We start from the raw sequence: 17601 nt of genomic DNA, 5'->3' as shown, positions 1-17601 counted from the left end.
GCGGGAATCTCAGCCGAGCAGTCGTGCGACCTCGGCGCGCAGCCGGGGTGCATGTCGGGTGGCCGCCGTCCAGACCACGCCGTCGTCGACGACCGCGTAGCCATGCGCGAGAATGTTCCTCATTCCGATGATTCGACTGCTGTCGGGGATCCCCGCCGCCATCTCGGGATCGAGGTCGCGCAGCCGCTTCAGCGCCTCCCCCGCGATCTCCAGCTGTCGCTCGACAGCGGACCTCACAAGCGCGTCCTCGATGTACTCGGACAGGGACAGCCCCGAGATGAACGCCCCTACTCGCTCCGTCGCCGAATCGATGTCCCAGAGCAGCGCTGCCGCCTCAGGCCGCATACAGATCCTCCGCTTCGCGGAGCGCAGTGCGGGCGAAGTACGGGTTGCGCACGGCCGTGGCCATCACCAGATCGACTGTCCGGCCGAACAGCGCTTCGAGGTCCTCCTTCAGGCCGAAGTATTCCGCGAAGGCATCGGCCAGGTCCGGCTGGAACTCCACGAGCAGGTCGACGTCGCTGCTGTCCTCGTCGAACCGCGAGGTCACCGCGGATCCGAACACACGCAGGCTCGCGACTCCGTGCACCTGGCAGATGCGTGCCAGCGCCTCGTGGTCGACCGGCAGAGCGAGCGGCATGTGGCGAGTGTACCGACGGCTGTGGCCACAATGGGCCCACGTCCGCGTGCGCCCCTGAGGAGAAGCGGACATCTGAGGATCCCCGGCCCCGGATCCCTCCTCAGCACCGCACATCTCCTCAGGAATGCGGGACCTCTCAGTACAGCCCGACCGTCTCCCCGTCGTCGTCGATGTCGATCTGCTCGGCGGCGGGGGTGGAGCCGAGGCCCGGCATCGTCTGCATGGTGCCGCAGATCAGGTAGACGAAGCCGGCGCCGGCGGAGAGGCGCACCTCGCGCACGGGCAGGCGCCATCCGGTGGGGGCTCCGCGGAGGGTGGGATCCGCCGACAGCGACAGGTGGGTCTTCGCGACGCACACGGGCAGGTGCCCGAACCCCTGCGCCTCGAAGGCGGCGAGGTCCTTCGCGGCCTGCGGGCTGATGTCGACGCCATCGGCGCCGTACACCTCGGTCGCGATCGCCTCCACCTTTGCGGTGAGCGATGCGTCATCGGGGTACAGGAAGCGGAACGAGTTCGGCGCGTCGGTCGCCTCCTCGACCAGGCGGGCGAGGTCGGCGGCCCCGGATCCTCCGTCGGCGACGTGCGTCGACACGGCCGCCTTCGCACCCTCCTCCTGGGCGACGCGCAGGATCGCGTCGTGCTCGCTCGCGAAGTCGGTGTCGAACGCGTTGATCGCCACGACGACGGGGACGCCGTGGCGCCGGACGATGCCGATGTGATGCCGCAGGTTGTCCGCCCCCGCGAGGACGTCGTCGGGGCTCTCCGCGAGCATCTCGTCGGGCAGCGGGCGCCCGGCGACGACCCGGTGCCGCCCCGAATGCGCCTTGAGCGCGCGCACCGTGGTGACGATGACGGCGGCGTCGGGCGTCATGCCCGACACCCGGCACTTGATGTTGAAGAACCGCTCGGCCCCCATGTCCGACGCGAATCCGGCCTCGGTCACGAGGAACTCGCCGCAGCGGCTGCCGATGAGATCCGCGACGACCGACGAGTTGCCGGTCGCGATGTTGCCGAAGGGGCCGCAGTGCACGAGCGCGGGCGTGTGCTCGATCGTCTGCAGGAGGTTGGGGCGCAGCGCCTGCTTGAGCAGCACGGTCATGGCGCCGGCGCCGCGCACGTCCTCCGCCGTGACGGGATCCCCGTCGCGGGTCCAGCCGACGACGATCCGCCCCATCCGCGCGCGCAGATCCTTCAGCGACGTCGCCAGCGACAGCGCCGCCATGACCTCCGATGCCGCCGTGATGTCGAAGCCCGTCTCACGCACCGGGCCGTTCGCGGATCCGCCGAGCCCCGTCACGACGGAGCGGAGCGAGCGGTCGTCGATGTCGACCACTCGACGCCACGTCGTGCGGGCGAGGTCGAGCCCGGAGGGCGCCCCGCGCATCAGATGGTTGTCGACCTGCGCCGCGAGCTGGTTGTGGGCGGCGCTGACGGCGTGGATGTCGCCCGTGAGGTGCAGGTTGAGGCGCTCCATCGGGACCACCTGACTCTGCCCCGCGCCCGCGCCGCCGCCCTTGATGCCCAGAGTGGGGCCGAGCGACGGCTGGCGCACGGCGATGACCGCGCGCCGGCCGATGTGCTGCAGTCCCTGCCCGAGGCCGACCGTCGTGGTCGTCTTCCCCTCGCCGAGCGGCGTGGGCGTGACGGCCGTGACGATCACGTACTTCGCGCGAGGTCGGTCCGCGAGCGCGTCGATCGCCGCGAGGTCGACCTTCGCGACGCCGGATCCGTACGGTTCGAGGAACTCGTCCGGGAGGCCCATCGCCTCGGCGATGTCGGCGATCGGGCGCAGCGTCGCGCGCGCGGCGATGCCCAGGCTGTCCACCCGGCGAGGGGTGCGGGGGGCGTCGTTCATTCCGTCTCCTTCTCGAGTGCTCGACGACCCCGCCGCCAGGCGCATCAGATGCTCGCCCGCACGTCGGATCCGTCGTCGCCGTCCACCTTCGGGCGCAGCGACTGCTTCGGGCGCTCCTTCGTGGGGTCCACGAAGGGCTTCTGCACGACGTGCGCCGACACGATCCCGCGCGGCGTCGCGACCTGCACGCCGGTGCCGACCTCGCCGAGCGCGACGGGCATCATCGCGAGCCCGATGTTGCGCTCGAGCATCGGCGAGAAGCAGGCCGACGTCACCGCGCCGACGGGCATCTCGCCGTCGAGCACCGTGAACTCCTCGATCATGGATCCGTCGTTGTAGGTTCCGAGCGGCTCGCCGCCGATCTCGAGGCCGACGATGCGGCGACTGACGCCCTCCTGCTTGACGCGGCGCAGGGCGTCCCTGCCGATGAAGTCCTGCTCCTGGTCGACGTCGACCATCCAGTCGTACCCCATGCCGACCTCGAACGGATTCGTGTCGAGTGTGATGTCGCATCCGTAGGAGAGGATCCCCGCCTCGATGCGGCGCATGTGGCACGGCCCGATGACCTTCAGGTCGAACGGGCGTCCGGCCTGCCAGATCCTGTTCCAGAGGCGCACGGCGTCGCTGCTCGCGTCGCGGACGTAGATCTCGAAGCCGAGCTCGGCGGTGTACCCCGTGCGCGAGACGACCACGTTCATGCCGTCGATCTCATATTCGCGCAGCCAGTAGTAGCCGATGTCGAGGACGTCGGCGCCGAACAGCTCGCTCATGAGCGCACCCGACAGCGGCCCCTGCACCTGCACGGGGGCGACGTCGGCCTCGCGGATCGTGACGTCGAACCCGGAGTGGAGGGCGACGCCGCGCGCCCACAGCAGCACATCGCTGTCGGCGAGCGAGAGCCAGAAGTGGTTCTCACCCAGCCGCAGCAGCACGGGATCATTGACGATTCCGCCGTCCTCCGCCGTGAGGAAGACGTACTTGCACTGGCCGACCGCGCACTTCGACAGGTCGCGCGGCACGAGCATGTTCGTGAACGCGAAGGCGTCGGGGCCCGTGATCTCGATCTGCCGCTCGACGCCGACGTCCCAGAGGGTGACGCCGTTCACGAGCGCCCAGTACTCAGCGACGGGATCGCCGTAGTGGCGCGGATGGTACGTGTGGTTGTAGACGCTGTACATCGCCACCCCGTGCTGACGGGAGGCGTGGAAGAACAGCGACTGGCGCAGTCGCGGGTACAGCAGGATCCGTGGATCCGGGTTCACAGGCATGAGGACCTCCTCGTCCGACATATCCCGTCGACCTCGGCGGTCCGCCGAGCGTCCGCCCCTCGCCGCCTTCCTCGGAAGTGCGGGGAGCCAGATCGTAATCCCGCGGATGCCTCGAACGGAAGAGAGGTCATCCAACAGTCTCGGCGCGGGCGAGCGGTCGTGCACACCACCCGCGGATCCCTTGACACCCGTGCGTCCGGCCTCGTACGCTCCCCGTGATGTATCAGTTGTCGATCTGAAGGAGGCGGGTGGCGGCATGCGCGTGAGCGTCCTCGATCTGTTCTCAATCGGCGTGGGGCCGTCGTCGTCTCACACCGTCGGGCCGATGCGCGCGGCACGCCGCTTCACTGCCGAGCTGGCCGAGAGCGGCGACCTCGGCCGGGTGCACCGCGTCCGCGGCGAGCTGTTCGGATCGCTCGGCGCAACCGGGATCGGCCACGGGTCGGACACCGCCGTGATCGTCGGACTGGCCGGCCACGACCCGGAGTCCGTTCACCCCCGCATCGTGGCGCAGACCGCGGCGGACGCGGCGGGATCCCACCGCCTGTGCCTGGCCGGCGCACACGAGATCGGCTTCGATCGCGCGCGCGACATCGTCCTGCACCGCCGCCGGTCGCTCCCGGGGCACCCGAACGGCATGCGGCTCACGGCGTTCGACGCCGATGGCGAGACCCTGACGGAGCGCGAGTACTACTCCGTCGGCGGCGGATTCGTCGTGACACCCGACGAGCTCGGCGCTCCCGCGCTCGTCTCCGCGACGCTCGAGCCGCACCCCTTCACCAGCGGACGGGAGCTGCTCGAGCAGTGCCGCGGATCCGGATTGTCGATCGCCGAGGTCATCCACTCGAACGAGCTGGTCCAGCACGATCCGACGGCGCTCCGCGAGCGCCTGCTCGACATCTGGTCGGTGATGCAGGAGTGCGTCGACACCGGCTGCCGGCGGACCGAGACGATGCTCCCCGGCGACCTGAACGTACGCCGGCGCGCGCCGCTCCTCCACGCCCGCCTGCGGGAGCGCGAGGCGGCGCCCGACCAGGATCCCCTGTCCGCACTGGAGTGGGTCGATCTCTATGCCCTGGCCGTCAACGAGGAGAACGCCTCCGGCGGACGCGTCGTGACCGCGCCGACGAACGGGGCGGCCGGCATCATCCCCGCGGTTCTGCACTACTACATGCGGTTCGTTCCGGGCGCGGACGAGGAGGGGGTCATCGTGTTCCTGCTCACCGCGGGCGCGATCGGCATGCTCTTCAAGCGCAACGCCTCGATCTCCGGAGCGGAGGTCGGATGCCAGGGAGAGGTCGGCTCGGCCTGCGCCATGGCCGCGGGCGGGCTGTGCGCCGTCCTCGGCGGCACCCCGGAGCAGGTCGAGAACGCGGCCGAGATCGGCCTCGAGCACAACCTGGGCCTGATCTGCGACCCCATCGGCGGGCTCGTCCAGGTGCCCTGCATCGAACGCAACGCGGTCGCGTCCGTGAAGGCGATCACCGCCGCCCGGCTCGCACTCGCCGGCGACGGCGCGCACCGCGTCAGCCTCGACCAGGCCATCGCGACCATGCGCGAGGTCGGCGCCGCGATGAAGACGAAGTACAAGGAGACGTCGCGAGGCGGCCTCGCCGTCAACGCGGTGGAGTGCTGATGGTCGGCCCCGGCAGAAGCACGCGAGTTCCAGGAGACCCCATGCCGCACATCCTCCGGCCGCAGCCCGCACGGACGACGGACCTCTGATGGTCGCCGACGCGCTCCCCGAGCACCCCGACTTCCTCTGGCGAGACCCCGATCCGAAGTCGTCCTACGACGTCGTGATCGTCGGCGGCGGCGGGCACGGCCTCGCCACGGCGTACTACCTCGCGAGCGAGTTCGGGATCACGAACGTCGCGGTGCTCGAGCGCTCCTGGCTCGCCGGCGGCAACATGGCGCGCAACACGACCATCATCCGCTCCAACTACCTCTGGGACGAGAGCGCCGCGATGTACGAGACATCGCTGAAGCTCTGGGAGCGGCTGCCCGAGGACCTCGAGTACGACTTCCTGTTCTCGCAGCGCGGCGTGCTCAACCTCGCGCACACGCTCGGCGACGTGCGCGAATCGGTGCGCCGCGTCGAGGCCAACAAACTGAACGGCGTCGACGCGGAGTGGCTCACGCCCGACGAGGTGAGGGAGGTCTGCCCGATCGTCAACACGAGCGAGGATCTCCGCTACCCCGTGATGGGCGCGACCTACCAGCCGCGCGCGGGGATCGCGAAGCACGATCACGTCGCGTGGGCGCTGGCGCGAAAGGCCGACGAGCTCGGCGTCGACCTCATCCAGAACTGCGAGGTGACGGGCTTCCAGAAGGTCGCAGGCCGTGTCGTCGGCGTCGAGACCACGCGCGGCACGATCGCCGCGGGGAAGGTCGCGCTCGCGGCCGCGGGGCACTCGTCCCTGCTCGCGAAGCTCGCCGGCTTCGACCTGCCGATCCAGTCGCACCCGCTCCAGGCCCTCGTCTCCGAGCTGTTCGAGCCCGTGCATCCGACCGTCGTGATGTCGAACCATGTGCACGTCTACGTCTCGCAGGCGCACAAGGGCGAGCTCGTGATGGGCGCGGGCATCGACCAGTACGTCGGCTACGGCCAGCGGGGGCCGCTGCACGTCATCGAGGAGCAGCTCGCGGCAGCCGTGGAGCTGTTCCCGATCTTCGCCCGCGCGCACGTGCTGCGCACCTGGGCGGGAGTCGTCGACACCACGTTCGACGCCTCGCCGATCGTCTCGAAGACGCCGATCGACCAGCTCTACGTCAACTGCGGCTGGGGGACGGGCGGCTTCAAGGGCACGCCGGCGGCGGGTCTGAGCTTCGCCCACACGATCGCCCACGACGATCCGCATCCCCTGGCCCGGCCGTATGCGCTCGATCGCTTCGAGACGGGCCACCTCATCGACGAACACGGCGCGGCCGCCGTCGCCCACTGACCGGAAGACGAGGGATCCGCACATGATGCTGATCGAGTGCCCCCACTGCGGGCCCCGCGACGAGACCGAGTTCGCCTACGGCGGCCAGGCGCACGTCGCGTACCCGTCCGACCCGTACGCCCTGAGCGACGCCGAGTGGGCGCGCTACCTGTTCTATCGAGACAATCCGAAGGGTCTGTTCGCCGAGCGCTGGGTGCACGCGAGCGGCTGCCGCAAGTGGTTCGATGCGGTGCGCGACACCGTCGACAACGTGTTCCACGCCGTCCCGGGGGACGCACGATGACCGCCGCGCAGCACCGTCGTCTGGCTCCCTCGCGGACGGTGCGCGTCGGTCCCGAGCGGACGCGATCGTTCACCCTCGACGGCGCGACGCTCGTGGGCGCCGCCGGCGACACCGCGGCGAGCGCAATGCTCGCGAACGGCCGCGTGCGCGTCGGCGACTCGCTGTACCTGGGGCGCCCGCGCGGGATCTTCTCCGCGGGTGTGGAGGAGCCGAACGCGCTCGTCGCCGTCGGGAGCCGGCGCGCGGGAGAGGCGTCGGAGTCCATGCTCCCGGCGACGACGGTCGAGCTCGTCGACGGCATGGCGCTGCGCCTGCTGTCGGGGCGCGGCCAGCTGGATCCGCAGCCCGATGGGGCGTACTACGACCACAAGCACGTGCACGCCGACGTCCTCGTCGTCGGCGCCGGGCCCGCGGGCCTGTCGGCCGCGCGGGAGGCGTCCCGCTCGGGCGCCCGGGTCATGCTCGTCGACGAGCGCCCGCTGGCAGGCGGCACGCTGCTGTCGGAGTCCCGTGCCGAGATCGACGGGATCCCCGCACGCGACTGGGTCGATCGGACCGTCGACGAGCTCGACGCAGCCGACGAGACCACGTATCTGCGGCGCACCACGGCGATCGGCAGCTACGACGCGAACTACATCGTCGCGGTCGAGCGGAGAACGGATCACCTGAGCGAGGTCGCCGACGGCGTCTCCCGCGAACGCGTCTGGCACGTGCGCGCGAGGCGCGTGGTGCTGGCCACAGGCGCCCACGAGCGGCCGATCGTCTTCGAGAACAACGACCGTCCCGGCATCATGCTCGCCGGAGCCGCGCGCACGTACCTGAATCAGTACGGGGTCCGCGTCGGCGATCGAACCGTGGTCGCCACGACGGGCGACTCCGCCTACGCCCTCGCCGAGGACCTCCTCGACGCCGGCGCGGAGATCGCCGCCGTCGTCGACTCCCGCCCGGATCCGGGCCCGCGCGCGGCCGCCGCCGAGGCACGCGGCGTCGAGGTGATCCGCGGTGCGGTGGTCGCCGACACCGGGGCGGACGGCGACGGCGCGCTCAACGCCGTGACGGTGTCGCATCTCGCGGAGGACGGCGCACTCGTCGGCGATCCCCTGACCATCACCGCCGACCTGCTCGCCGTGTCGGGCGGGTGGACTCCGGTCGTGCACCTGCACTCGCAGCGGCAGCGCGACCTCGGATGGGATGACGCGCTGTCCGCCTTCGTCCCCGCCCAGCGGGTGCGCGGCCAGCGCACCGTCGGCGCCCTGAACGGCCGGCTCGACCTGCCTTCCGCTCTCACCGAGGGCGCGATCGCGGGGGCCGAGGCCGCGAGCGCGGCGGGCTTCCCACAGAGCGCGGAGATCCCGCGTGCAGCGGACGAGAGGATCCATCCGCCGCGCACCGTCTGGCTGGTGCCGCCCCTCCACGGCGAGGGGCCGGACGCCTACTGCCGACACTTCGTGGATCTCCAGCGCGACCAGACCGTGGCCGACGTCCTGAGGGCGACGGGCGCCGGCATGCGCTCGGTGGAGCACATCAAGCGCTACACCTCGATCTCGACGGCGAACGATCAGGGCAAGACCAGCAGTCTGCCCCTGATCGGCGTCGTCGCGCACGCGCTCGGCGAGAGGAACCCGCAGGGGATCGGGACCACGGCGTACCGCGCGCCGTACACGCCCGTCTCGTTCGCCGCGTTCGCGGGCCGCCGTCGCGGCGAGCTCTTCGACCCGGCGCGCGTGACGTCGATCCACCCGTGGCACGTCGCGCAGGGCGCCGTGTTCGAGGACGTCGGGCAGTGGAAGCGCCCGAGGTACTACCCGCAGGCGGGTGAGGACATGGACCGCGCCGTGCTGCGCGAGTGCGCCGCTGTGCGCGATTCGGTCGGGTTCATGGACGCGACGACGCTCGGGAAGATCGAGATCCGCGGGGCGGACGCGGGCGAGTTCCTGAACCGCATCTACACGAACGCGTTCCAGAAGCTCGCCCCCGGCAGGGTCCGCTACGGCGTGATGTGCAGCGCCGACGGAATGATCTTCGACGACGGCGTCACCCTGCGCCTCGACGAGGATCGCTATCTGATGACCACGACGACGGGCGGCGCCGCCAAGGTGCTCGACTGGCTCGAGGAGTGGCTGCAGACGGAGTGGCCGGAGCTCGACGTGACCTGCACGTCCGTGACCGAGCAGTACGCGACGATCGCAGTGGCCGGTCCGAGATCGCGCGAGGTGGTCGCGCGCCTCGCGCCCGACCTCGACGTGGCGAACGACGCGTTCGAGTTCATGTCGTTCCGAGAGACCGTCCTGGCGTCCGGGATCCCGGCGCGCGTCTGCCGGATCTCGTTCTCCGGCGAGCTGGCCTTCGAGATCAACGTGGCCACCTGGTATGGCGAGCGCGTCTGGGAGGACGTCGCGGCAGCCGGCGCGGAGTTCGGGATCACGCCCTACGGCACCGAGACGATGCACGTGCTGCGCGCCGAGAAGGGATTCATCATCGTCGGGCAGGACACCGACGGCACCGTCACCCCGCAGGACGCGGGAATGGAGTGGGTCGTCTCGACGTCGAAGGACTTCATCGGCAAGCGCTCGTACTCCCGCGCCGAGAACGTGCGCACGGGGCGCAAGCAGCTCGTCTCCGTGCTCCCGGTCGACACGTCGCTTCGCCTCCCCGAGGGCACCCAGCTGATCGCGGCCGGCGCCGACACGACCTCGATCCCCGTTCCGATGGCGGGATGGGTGACCTCGTCGTATCGCTCGGCCGCCCTCGCCCGCACGTTCGGGCTGGCGCTGGTCGAGGGCGGGCGGGACCGGATCGGCGAGACGCTCCGCGCCCCCGTCGACGGGCGGCTCGTCGACGTCGTCGTCGGTCCCACCGTGCTGTTCGACCCGGAAGGACGCCGCCGAGATGGCTGACGCATTCACCGCGGGACCGCGCGACCTGCGCCGCTCCCCGCTCGCCGCCCTGGCCGCCGAGCTGGAGGCGGCGTCCGCACCCGCGATCCGTCTGCGCGAGGTGCCGTTCGCGACGCAGATCGGCGTCCGCGCGGCCCCGGGATCCGCCGCGCACCGCGCCCTCGCGGAGGCGACGGGCGTCGGACTGCCGGAGCGGGTCGGCGACGTCGCCGGCGCGGCGGACGGCGCAGCCGCGCTGTGGCTCGCGCCCGACGAGTTCCTCGTCGTCGCCGAGCCCGACCGCCACGCGCTTCTCGCCGCCCTGCGGAAGGCCCTCGCAGACGATCGCGGCCAGGTCGTCGACCTGTCCGCCAACTGCACGATCGTCGAGATCTCCGGATCCTGCGCGCGCGACGTGCTCGACAAGGGCGTGCCCGCCGATCTGCACCCCCGCTCGTTCCCCGTGGGTGCGGCCATCACGACGACCGTGAGCGCGGTGCCCGTGCTGCTGTGGCGCACGGCGGGCGACGTCTTCCGGCTGCTGCCCCGCGCCTCCTTCGCCGAATACGTCGCCCGCTGGCTGATGGACGCCGCGCGGGAGCACCGCGCCCTGGACGCGGCCTCGTGACCGCGGCCGCCCAAGCGATCGCCGCGCAGACGCGCGATTAGACTGACTCGACATGCCGCCTTCGTCGACCCCGCGCCCGAGCCTCGCGGATCAGGCGTACGACATCCTGCTCGACCGCCTCGTGATGCTGGACATCGCGCCGGGCGATCCGATCAACGAGACCTCGCTCACGGCCGAGCTGGGCGTCGGACGGACGCCGGTGCGCGAGGCGCTGAAGCGACTGGAGTCCGAGCATCTCGTCCGGTCCTTCCCCCGCCGCGGCACGTTCGCGGCGCAGGCCGACCTCGGCGACCTGCGGAGCATCACCGAGATGCGGATGATCCTCGAACCGGCGGGCACGCGGAAGGCCACGGAGGACGCCGACGACGCGCAGCGCGCCGAGCTGCGCGCGCTCGCGTCCGACATCGCCGCGCTGCGCACGTCCGACCCGGACGTGCGCACCCTGCTCGAATTCGACCTCGCGACCCATCGGGCCATCTACCGGCTGGTCGAGAACGCCTACATGCGCGAGACGCTGTTCCGGCTCGACAACCAGGCCACCCGGCTCTGGTGGTCGGTGATCCGCGAGGTCCCGTCGGTTGCGGATCACATCGCGGGGCACCACGCGCTCCTGACGGCCGTCGCGGACGGCGACCCCGATCGGGCGGCCGAGCTCGCCCGGACGCACATCGAGGAGTTCCACGCCCAGCTGCAGGCGGCGCTCGTCCGGTCCGCGGCGCTCTGAGCCGGGCGCGGCATCCGGCCGCTCCGCTCACCCCTCGCGGCTCGCCGCCGCGTTCGCCTCGTCGTCGAGCCGCGTCGCGAGGATCCCTCGCGAGACCTCTCGCAGGAAGCGGATCGACTCGTCGGGAAGCGGCGAGCCCTGGCTCCCCGACCGGGCGGCGGCGATGACCTTCCTGCTCAGCCGCTCGGCACCGGTGAGCCGCACACGGCTCACGTTCGGGGCTCCTGCGAGGCTGACCAGTCGCGGGAGCAGGCCGACGCCGACGCCCGCGCCCACGAGCGCGATCGCCGTCTCCCACTCGGTCGCCTCGTGCGAGATCCGGGGCGAGAGCCCTGCCGCGGTGAAGGCGGCCGTGAACAGCGCGCGATAGGGCGATCCCGACTGGTCGGTGATCCAGGCCTCGCCCACGAGCTCCGCCAGCGCGACCGAGTCTCGTCCCGCCACCGCATGGTCGGACGGGACCATGACGTCGAGCGGGTCGTCGAGCAGCGCGATCTTCTCGAACCGCGGATCCTCCTCGAGGTGCACCTGGCCCTGCATCGAGACCACCACGGCGAGGTCGATGCGCTCGGCGACCAGAAGCTCGAAGCAGCGCGCGGGACTCGCCTCCCAGACGCTCACCTCGAGCGACGGATGGCTCCCGTGCAGATGCCGCGCGAGCGGGGCGAGCAGCTGCGACGCGGCGGTCGAGAATCCGCCGATCCCGAACTGCGCCGGCACCTGCCCGCCCGCCGAGAGCGCCGCGGCTCGCACCTCTTCCCACTGCGTGATGAGCGCATCGGATCGCCGCACGAGATCGCGCCCGGTCGCCGTGAGCCGCAGCCCGCGACCGTCCCGCACGAGGAGCGTCATCCCCAGCGCGCGCTGCAGCTCGCGCAGCTGCCCCGACACCGCCGATGCCGAGTACCCCATGAGGTCGGCGGTCGCCGCGACGGTGCCGCACTGCGCGAACGTGCGGAGGGTGATGAGGCGCGAGTCGATCATGCAGTGATTCTGCATGGTGAAGCGCGAAAACTCACGCTGTTCCCTCACGGTGTGCCGTGGTTACTCTTCCCGCAGAGCACGCGTCCGCAGGGAGGGAGTGCAATTTGAGCGCCATCAACGTGGCCCCCGCGCGGGATGCCTCCACCGCGGGACTCACGCGCGAGAAGCTCGCCGAGATCCACGCCCTTCTGGACGAGCGACGAGCCGGCTTCTCCCTGGAATCCCCCTTCTACACGGACGACGACCTGTTCGGCCTCGACATGCGCGCGATCTTCGGACAGCACTGGATCTTCGCCGGCAGCATCGCCGAGCTCCCCGAACCGGGCGACTACATCACGATCGATCTCGGCCCGTCCTCGCTCATCGTGCTCCACGACGATGACGACGGCATCACGGTGCTGCACAACGTCTGCCGGCACCGCGGGGCGCGCGTGCTCACCGAGCCGTCGGGCAGCACGGGGAACCTCGTGTGCGGGTACCACTCGTGGACGTACGCGCCGACGGGCGAGCTCCTGCACGCGTCCGCCCCCGGCGAGCTCGACTTCGACAGGAGCTGCTACTCGCTCAAGCGAGCACACGGCCGCATCGAGGCCGGGCTGATCTTCGTCTGCCTCGCCGACGAGCCTCCCGCCGACTTCGACGACACGGCCCACATCTTCCGCCCGTACATCGCCCCACACGAGCTGGCGAAGACGAAGGTCGCCTTCCAGCAGGACATCGTCGAAGAGGGCAACTGGAAGCTCGTGATGGAGAACAACCGCGAGTGCTACCACTGCGACGGCCATCCCGAGCTGGCGTGCTCGCTGTTCCCGACCTGGGGCCTAACGGACGGCCTCATCCCGCCGCACCTCGACGACGTGTGGCGGCGGAATCAGACCGCGCAGGCCGCGCTCGAGGAGCGGTGCCGGCGCGATGGGCTCCCGTTCGAGGTCGTCGAGGAGCTCGACACCCGCGTCGCCGGGATCCGGATCTCGCGCGAAGCCCTCGACGGCGACGGCGAGTCGTTCTCGCCGGACGGGCACCGGCTGTCGAAGAAGCTCCTCGGCGACCTGCGGGACTTCCGTCTCGGACGCTGCTCCATGCATCTGCAGCCGAACAGCTGGTTCCACCTGCTCGGCGACCACATCATCACCTTCGCCGCGTTCCCGATCAGCGCGCACCAGACGCTCGTGCGCACGACGTGGCTCGTCGCCGACGACGCGCGGGAGGGCGTCGACTACGACCTGGAGTCGCTCACGCACACGTGGAAGCAGACGAATCTGCAGGACAAGGCCTTCGTCGAGCTCTGCCAGAAGGGCGCCGCCAGCCCCTTCTACGAGCAGGGCCCCTACATGAGGAGCGAGTACCAGGTCGAGGCCTTCATCACCTGGTACATCGACCGGATGCGGGAGCACGTGGCGTGAGCGCGGACGACGCCGCCACGAGCCTGGCGCTGCGGATCCGCGGGCTTGAGATGCCGTGGAATCGCGTGCTCGCGGCGTCGGCCGGGCCGGCCGACGCCGCCTCGGCGCTGGGGCCCTGGTACCCGCAGGAGTTCCAGGCCGAATGCGTCGAGACGATCCCCGAAAGCGTCGACATGATGACCTTCGTGTTCCGCCGGACGGACGGTGCGCCGTTCGCCTTCCGCGCCGGGCAGTACATCAACGTCGAGGTCCCCGTGAACGGCAGCGACGCGGATCCCGTCAGCCGGAGCTACTCGCTCTCGAGCGCCCCCACCGTCCCGTGGACCTTCGCGATCACCGTCAAGCGAGACGAGGCCGGCCTCGTCTCGCCCTGGATGCACGACAGCGTCCGCCCCGGCACCGTCCTCGAGATGCTGGGGCCCGTCGGCGCGTTCCACCTCCCCGACTACGACCGCCGTGCCCGCTTCCTCTTCCTCGCGGCGGGGTCGGGGATCACCCCGCTGATGTCGATGATCCGCACCATCCACTCGCTGCCCGGCCAGGCGGACGCCATCCTGCTCTACCACGGTGCCGCGCCGGACCGATTCGCGTTCGCCGACGAGCTCGCGTTCCTCAGCCGGGCCGACTTCCGGATCCGGGTGGTCTACGCGCTCGGCGACCGGACTCCGCCGGGGGACTGGCACGGCGCGGTCGGGAGGATCTCCGCCGACCTCATCGACGCCGTCGCTCCCGATGCGAACGGCCGCCAGGTCTACGCCTGCGGCCCGCAGGGGTATCTGGACGCGGCCACCGCGTGCCTGCCGCGGGTCGGGGTCGACGACACCTCGGTGTACGTCGAGTACTTCTCCGGCAGCAGCGTGACCCTCCGCGAGTACGCCGAGGAGATCGCGGTGGCCGAGGAGTTCGCCGCCTCGGCCGACGAGATCTCCGACCAGCCGGTCGTGCTCGACCTGTACGAGGGCGAACGCGACGGCGGCGAGGCGGCGACCGACGTGCCGACGGTCGCCGTCCACGCCGAGGCCGAGGTCCCGGCTCCCCCGGAGGTCCCCGCCGCGGCACTCGATCTGCGAGAGCTCGCCTCTCCGGGCGAGGACGCGGCGTTCGACACCGTCGGGAGCGGCGCACTCACCCTGTGCTTCGTGCGGTCCCGGCTCAACGTCCGAATCGACCCGGAGGCGAACATCCTCGCCACCGCGCGGGAGGCGGGAATCCGCATCGGCGCGAACTGCCAGGTGGGGATGTGCGGTTCCTGCAAGGTGGTCAGACTCGAGGGAGAGGTCGAGATGAACCACCAGGGAGGGATCCGCGCCAGAGAGATCGAGGCCGGGAAGTTCCTGCCCTGCTGCTCGACGGCCCGGAGCGATCTCGTCATCGACGCCTGACCACCCACCGACCACCACGACAGGCAAGGGGCACCATGCCGATCTCCTCACCACGCATCGTCATCATCGGCGCGGGCATCGTCGGGGCCAATCTCGCGGACGAGCTCGCGCAGCGGGGCTGGACGAACACCCTGGTCCTCGAACAGGGGCCGCTCGACGTCCCCGGAGGGTCGACATCCCACGCCCCCGGTCTCGTCTTCTCCTCGAACCCGTCGAAGGCGATGACGGAGTTCGCGCAGTACACGATCGAGAAGTACACGGGCCTCACGGGCCCCGACGGCACGGGATCGTTCCTGCCCGTGGGCGGGCTCGAGCTGGCGACGACGCCGGAGCGCCTGCAGGACCTGCACCGCCGCGCCGGCTGGAACCGGTCGTGGGGCGTCGAGGCGCACGTCGTCGACGTCGACGAGTGCGCTCGGCTCTTCCCGATGCTCGACCCGGAGCCCGTCCTCGGCGGCCTCCTCACCCCGGGCGACGGCCTCGCGCTCGCCGCCCGGGGCACGCAGCTCGTCATCGAGCGCGCCCGCGCGCTCGGCGTCGAGTTCCGGGATCGCACGACCGTCACGGGCATCGAGGTCTCGGGAGGCCGCGTGCGCGCCGTCACGGTCGGCGACGAGAGGATCCCCGCCGACATCGTCGTGTCCTGCGCGGGCTTCTGGGGGCCTCGGATCGCGGAGATGGCCGGGATCCGGCTCCCCCTCCTGCCGATGGGACACCAGTTCGCCGTGACGACGACGGTGCCGAGCCTGGTCGGCAGGAACGACCTGCCGAAGGGCGCCTCCGCGCCGATCCTGCGCTACCAGGACAAGGACCTCTACTTCCGCGAGTGGGGTGACCGGATCGGAATCGGCTCCTACGCCCACCGGCCGATGCCGGTCGATCTGGACGACCTCCCGCAGTACGCACCGAGTGAGATCACCGACGAGCGGATGCCGTCGAGCATGCCGTTCACCCCCGACGACTTCGCCGGGGAGTGGGAGGCCACGCGCCGGCTGCTGCCCGAGCTGCGGCAAGCCGAGATCCAGCACGGCTTCAACGGCGTCTTCTCCTTCACGCCCGACGGCGGATCCCTCGTGGGCGACGCGCGCGACGTGGACGGCTTCTTCGTCGCCGAGGCCGTGTGGGTCACGCACGCCGCGGGAATCGCGCGCGCCGTGGCCGAGCTCGTCTCCCGCGGGTACTCCGACACGGATCTCAGCGGGTGCGACATCAACCGGTTCGAGGACTTCCAGACCGCTCCGTCGTACGTGAAGGAGACGTCGCAGCAGAACTTCGTCGAGATCTACGACGTCATCCACCCGCTGCAGCCGCGGGTCTCGCCGCGGGACGTCCGGCTGAGCCCGTTCCACGATCGCCAGGTCGCACTCGGGGCGTTCTTCCTCGAGGCCGGCGGCTGGGAGCGCCCGCACTGGTACGAGGCGAACGCCGCGCTCCTCGACGACCTCCCGGCGGATCGCGCCGCGCCGCCCCGCGACGAGTGGGCGGCCCGCTTCCACTCCCCGATCGCCGCGGTCGAGGCCTGGAAGACGCGCACCGCCGTGGCGATGTACGACATGACCGCGCTCACGCGCCTCGAGGTGACGGGGCCGGGCGCGGCCGCGCTGCTGCACGGCCTGACCACGTCGTCGATGCGGCGCGCCCCCGGCGCCGTGAGCTACACGATGATGCTCGACCCGGCGGGCGGCATCACCAGCGACATCACGGTGGCGATCCTCGACGAGGAGACGTACCAGGTCGGGGCGAACAGCGGCATCGACCTGGCCGTCCTCTCGCGCGCGGCGCGGGCGCAGACGTCCGCGGATCCGTCGCAGTGGGTCGCCGTCCGAGACATCACCCCCGGCACCTGCTGCATCGGGCTGTGGGGGCCGCACGCCGCCGACGTGATCGCGCAGGTCAGCGCCGACGATCTCAGCGATGACGGCCTCGCGTACTTCCGCACGAAGCCGATCGTCGTCGCCGGCGTCCCGGTGACCGCGATGCGCCTGTCGTACGTGGGCGAATTCGGCTGGGAGCTCTACACGTCGGCCGACCTGGGCCGGCGCCTGTGGGACGCGCTGTTCGACGCCGGGCAGGAGTTCGGGATCGTGGCCGCGGGGCGCGAGGCCTTCAACTCCCTGCGCCTCGAGAAGGGCTTCCGCGCGTTCGGCACCGACATGACGAGCGAGCACGAGCCGGCGCAGGCCGGCGTCGGATTCGCGGTCAGGGCGTCGAAGAAGGACGACTTCCGCGGCAGGGACGCGCTGCCGATCCGCGCCGCGGCGACCACCACGGTGCTGCGCTGTCTGACGCTCGACGACCCCGAGCACGTCGTGCTCGGGAAGGAGCCGGTCTTCCTCGCCGGCGGAGCAGGCGCCGCCGACGGCTACGTCACCAGCGCCGCCTACGGATACACGATCGGACGCTCGATCGCCTACGCGTGGCTCCCGAACACGGTGCAGGTCGGCGACGCCGTCGAGATCGAGTACCTCGGGCGGCGGCTGGCGGCGACCGTCGCCGCCGAGCCGCTCTACGACCCCGAGATGACCCGGCTGCGCGGGACGCCGAGCTGAGGTCTCGCAGGCTCGATCCGTCGCCGCTCCAATCCGTCCAGGGCCCCACGCCGAAGTACTGATC

The 17601-nt window shown here is 71.1% G+C and carries 14 protein-coding genes; 9 read left to right on the top strand and 5 right to left on the bottom strand.

The window, feature by feature from the left end:
• Nucleotides 1-9 precede the first annotated feature (9 nt).
• The 4 genes from KOL93_RS00900 to KOL93_RS00885 all read right to left on the bottom strand — a co-directional run bounded on the left by KOL93_RS00900 (nt 10) and on the right by KOL93_RS00885 (nt 3763).
• On the bottom strand, nt 10-345 hold the full coding sequence (locus KOL93_RS00900) for a HepT-like ribonuclease domain-containing protein (protein ID WP_221583427.1): 336 nt from the start codon (nt 343-345) through the stop codon (nt 10-12).
• Complete coding sequence (locus tag KOL93_RS00895; protein ID WP_221583426.1) at nt 335-640, bottom strand: nucleotidyltransferase family protein; 306 nt, start codon at nt 638-640, stop codon at nt 335-337. The genes KOL93_RS00900 and KOL93_RS00895 overlap by 11 nt, the downstream gene beginning before the upstream one ends.
• A gap of 136 nt (nt 641-776) precedes the next feature.
• On the bottom strand, nt 777-2495 hold the full coding sequence (locus KOL93_RS00890) for a formate--tetrahydrofolate ligase (RefSeq protein ID WP_221583425.1): 1719 nt from the start codon (nt 2493-2495) through the stop codon (nt 777-779).
• A 44-nt stretch (nt 2496-2539) separates the two neighbouring features.
• Nucleotides 2540-3763, bottom strand: coding sequence for a glycine cleavage T C-terminal barrel domain-containing protein (locus tag KOL93_RS00885; protein WP_221583424.1), 1224 nt, complete (start codon nt 3761-3763; stop codon nt 2540-2542).
• Nucleotides 3764-4019: 256 nt separating this feature from the next.
• On the opposite strand from KOL93_RS00885, the gene KOL93_RS00880 reads away from it, so the two are divergent.
• The 6 genes from KOL93_RS00880 to KOL93_RS00855 all read left to right on the top strand — a co-directional run bounded on the left by KOL93_RS00880 (nt 4020) and on the right by KOL93_RS00855 (nt 11219).
• On the top strand, nt 4020-5399 hold the full coding sequence (locus KOL93_RS00880) for an L-serine ammonia-lyase (RefSeq protein ID WP_221583423.1): 1380 nt from the start codon (nt 4020-4022) through the stop codon (nt 5397-5399).
• A gap of 88 nt (nt 5400-5487) precedes the next feature.
• Complete coding sequence (locus KOL93_RS00875; protein ID WP_221583422.1) at nt 5488-6708, top strand: sarcosine oxidase subunit beta family protein; 1221 nt, start codon at nt 5488-5490, stop codon at nt 6706-6708.
• A gap of 22 nt (nt 6709-6730) precedes the next feature.
• On the top strand, nt 6731-6991 hold the full coding sequence (locus tag KOL93_RS00870; protein WP_221583421.1) for a sarcosine oxidase subunit delta: 261 nt from the start codon (nt 6731-6733) through the stop codon (nt 6989-6991).
• Nucleotides 6988-9888, top strand: a complete 2901-nt coding sequence (locus KOL93_RS00865; protein WP_221583420.1) for a sarcosine oxidase subunit alpha family protein — start codon at nt 6988-6990, stop codon at nt 9886-9888. Before KOL93_RS00870 ends, KOL93_RS00865 begins: the two co-directional genes overlap by 4 nt.
• A complete protein-coding gene (locus KOL93_RS00860; protein ID WP_221583419.1) occupies nt 9881-10495 on the top strand; it encodes a sarcosine oxidase subunit gamma in 615 nt (204 codons plus the stop codon). Before KOL93_RS00865 ends, KOL93_RS00860 begins: the two co-directional genes overlap by 8 nt.
• Before the next feature lie 52 nt (nt 10496-10547).
• Nucleotides 10548-11219 (top strand): GntR family transcriptional regulator, encoded by a 672-nt coding sequence (locus KOL93_RS00855; protein WP_221583418.1) that lies wholly within the window; start codon nt 10548-10550, stop codon nt 11217-11219.
• 27 nt (nt 11220-11246) lie between these two features.
• Here the strand turns inward: KOL93_RS00855 and KOL93_RS00850 are convergent, their stop codons facing one another.
• Complete coding sequence (locus KOL93_RS00850) at nt 11247-12203, bottom strand: LysR family transcriptional regulator (protein WP_221583417.1); 957 nt, start codon at nt 12201-12203, stop codon at nt 11247-11249.
• Between the two features lie 104 nt (nt 12204-12307).
• Between KOL93_RS00850 and KOL93_RS00845 the strand changes: the two genes are divergently transcribed.
• Genes KOL93_RS00845 through KOL93_RS00835 form a run of 3 tightly spaced genes read left to right on the top strand, consistent with a single transcriptional unit; the run spans nt 12308 to nt 17537 of the window.
• Entirely contained in the window at nt 12308-13606 is a 1299-nt protein-coding gene (locus tag KOL93_RS00845) for an aromatic ring-hydroxylating oxygenase subunit alpha (protein WP_221583416.1), read from the top strand.
• 50 nt (nt 13607-13656) lie between these two features.
• Nucleotides 13657-14988, top strand: coding sequence for a flavin reductase family protein (locus tag KOL93_RS00840; protein ID WP_221583850.1), 1332 nt, complete (start codon nt 13657-13659; stop codon nt 14986-14988).
• Nucleotides 14989-15023: 35 nt separating this feature from the next.
• Nucleotides 15024-17537 carry a GcvT family protein gene (locus tag KOL93_RS00835; RefSeq protein ID WP_221583415.1) on the top strand — a complete coding sequence of 838 codons (2514 nt, stop codon included), beginning with the start codon at nt 15024-15026 and terminating at the stop codon, nt 17535-17537.
• Nucleotides 17538-17601: the final 64 nt, after the last annotated feature.

This window comes from Microbacterium salitolerans, from assembly GCF_019720895.1.
Taxonomy (GTDB): domain Bacteria; phylum Actinomycetota; class Actinomycetes; order Actinomycetales; family Microbacteriaceae; genus Microbacterium.
This window is presented reverse-complemented; position numbering and strand designations above follow the sequence as displayed.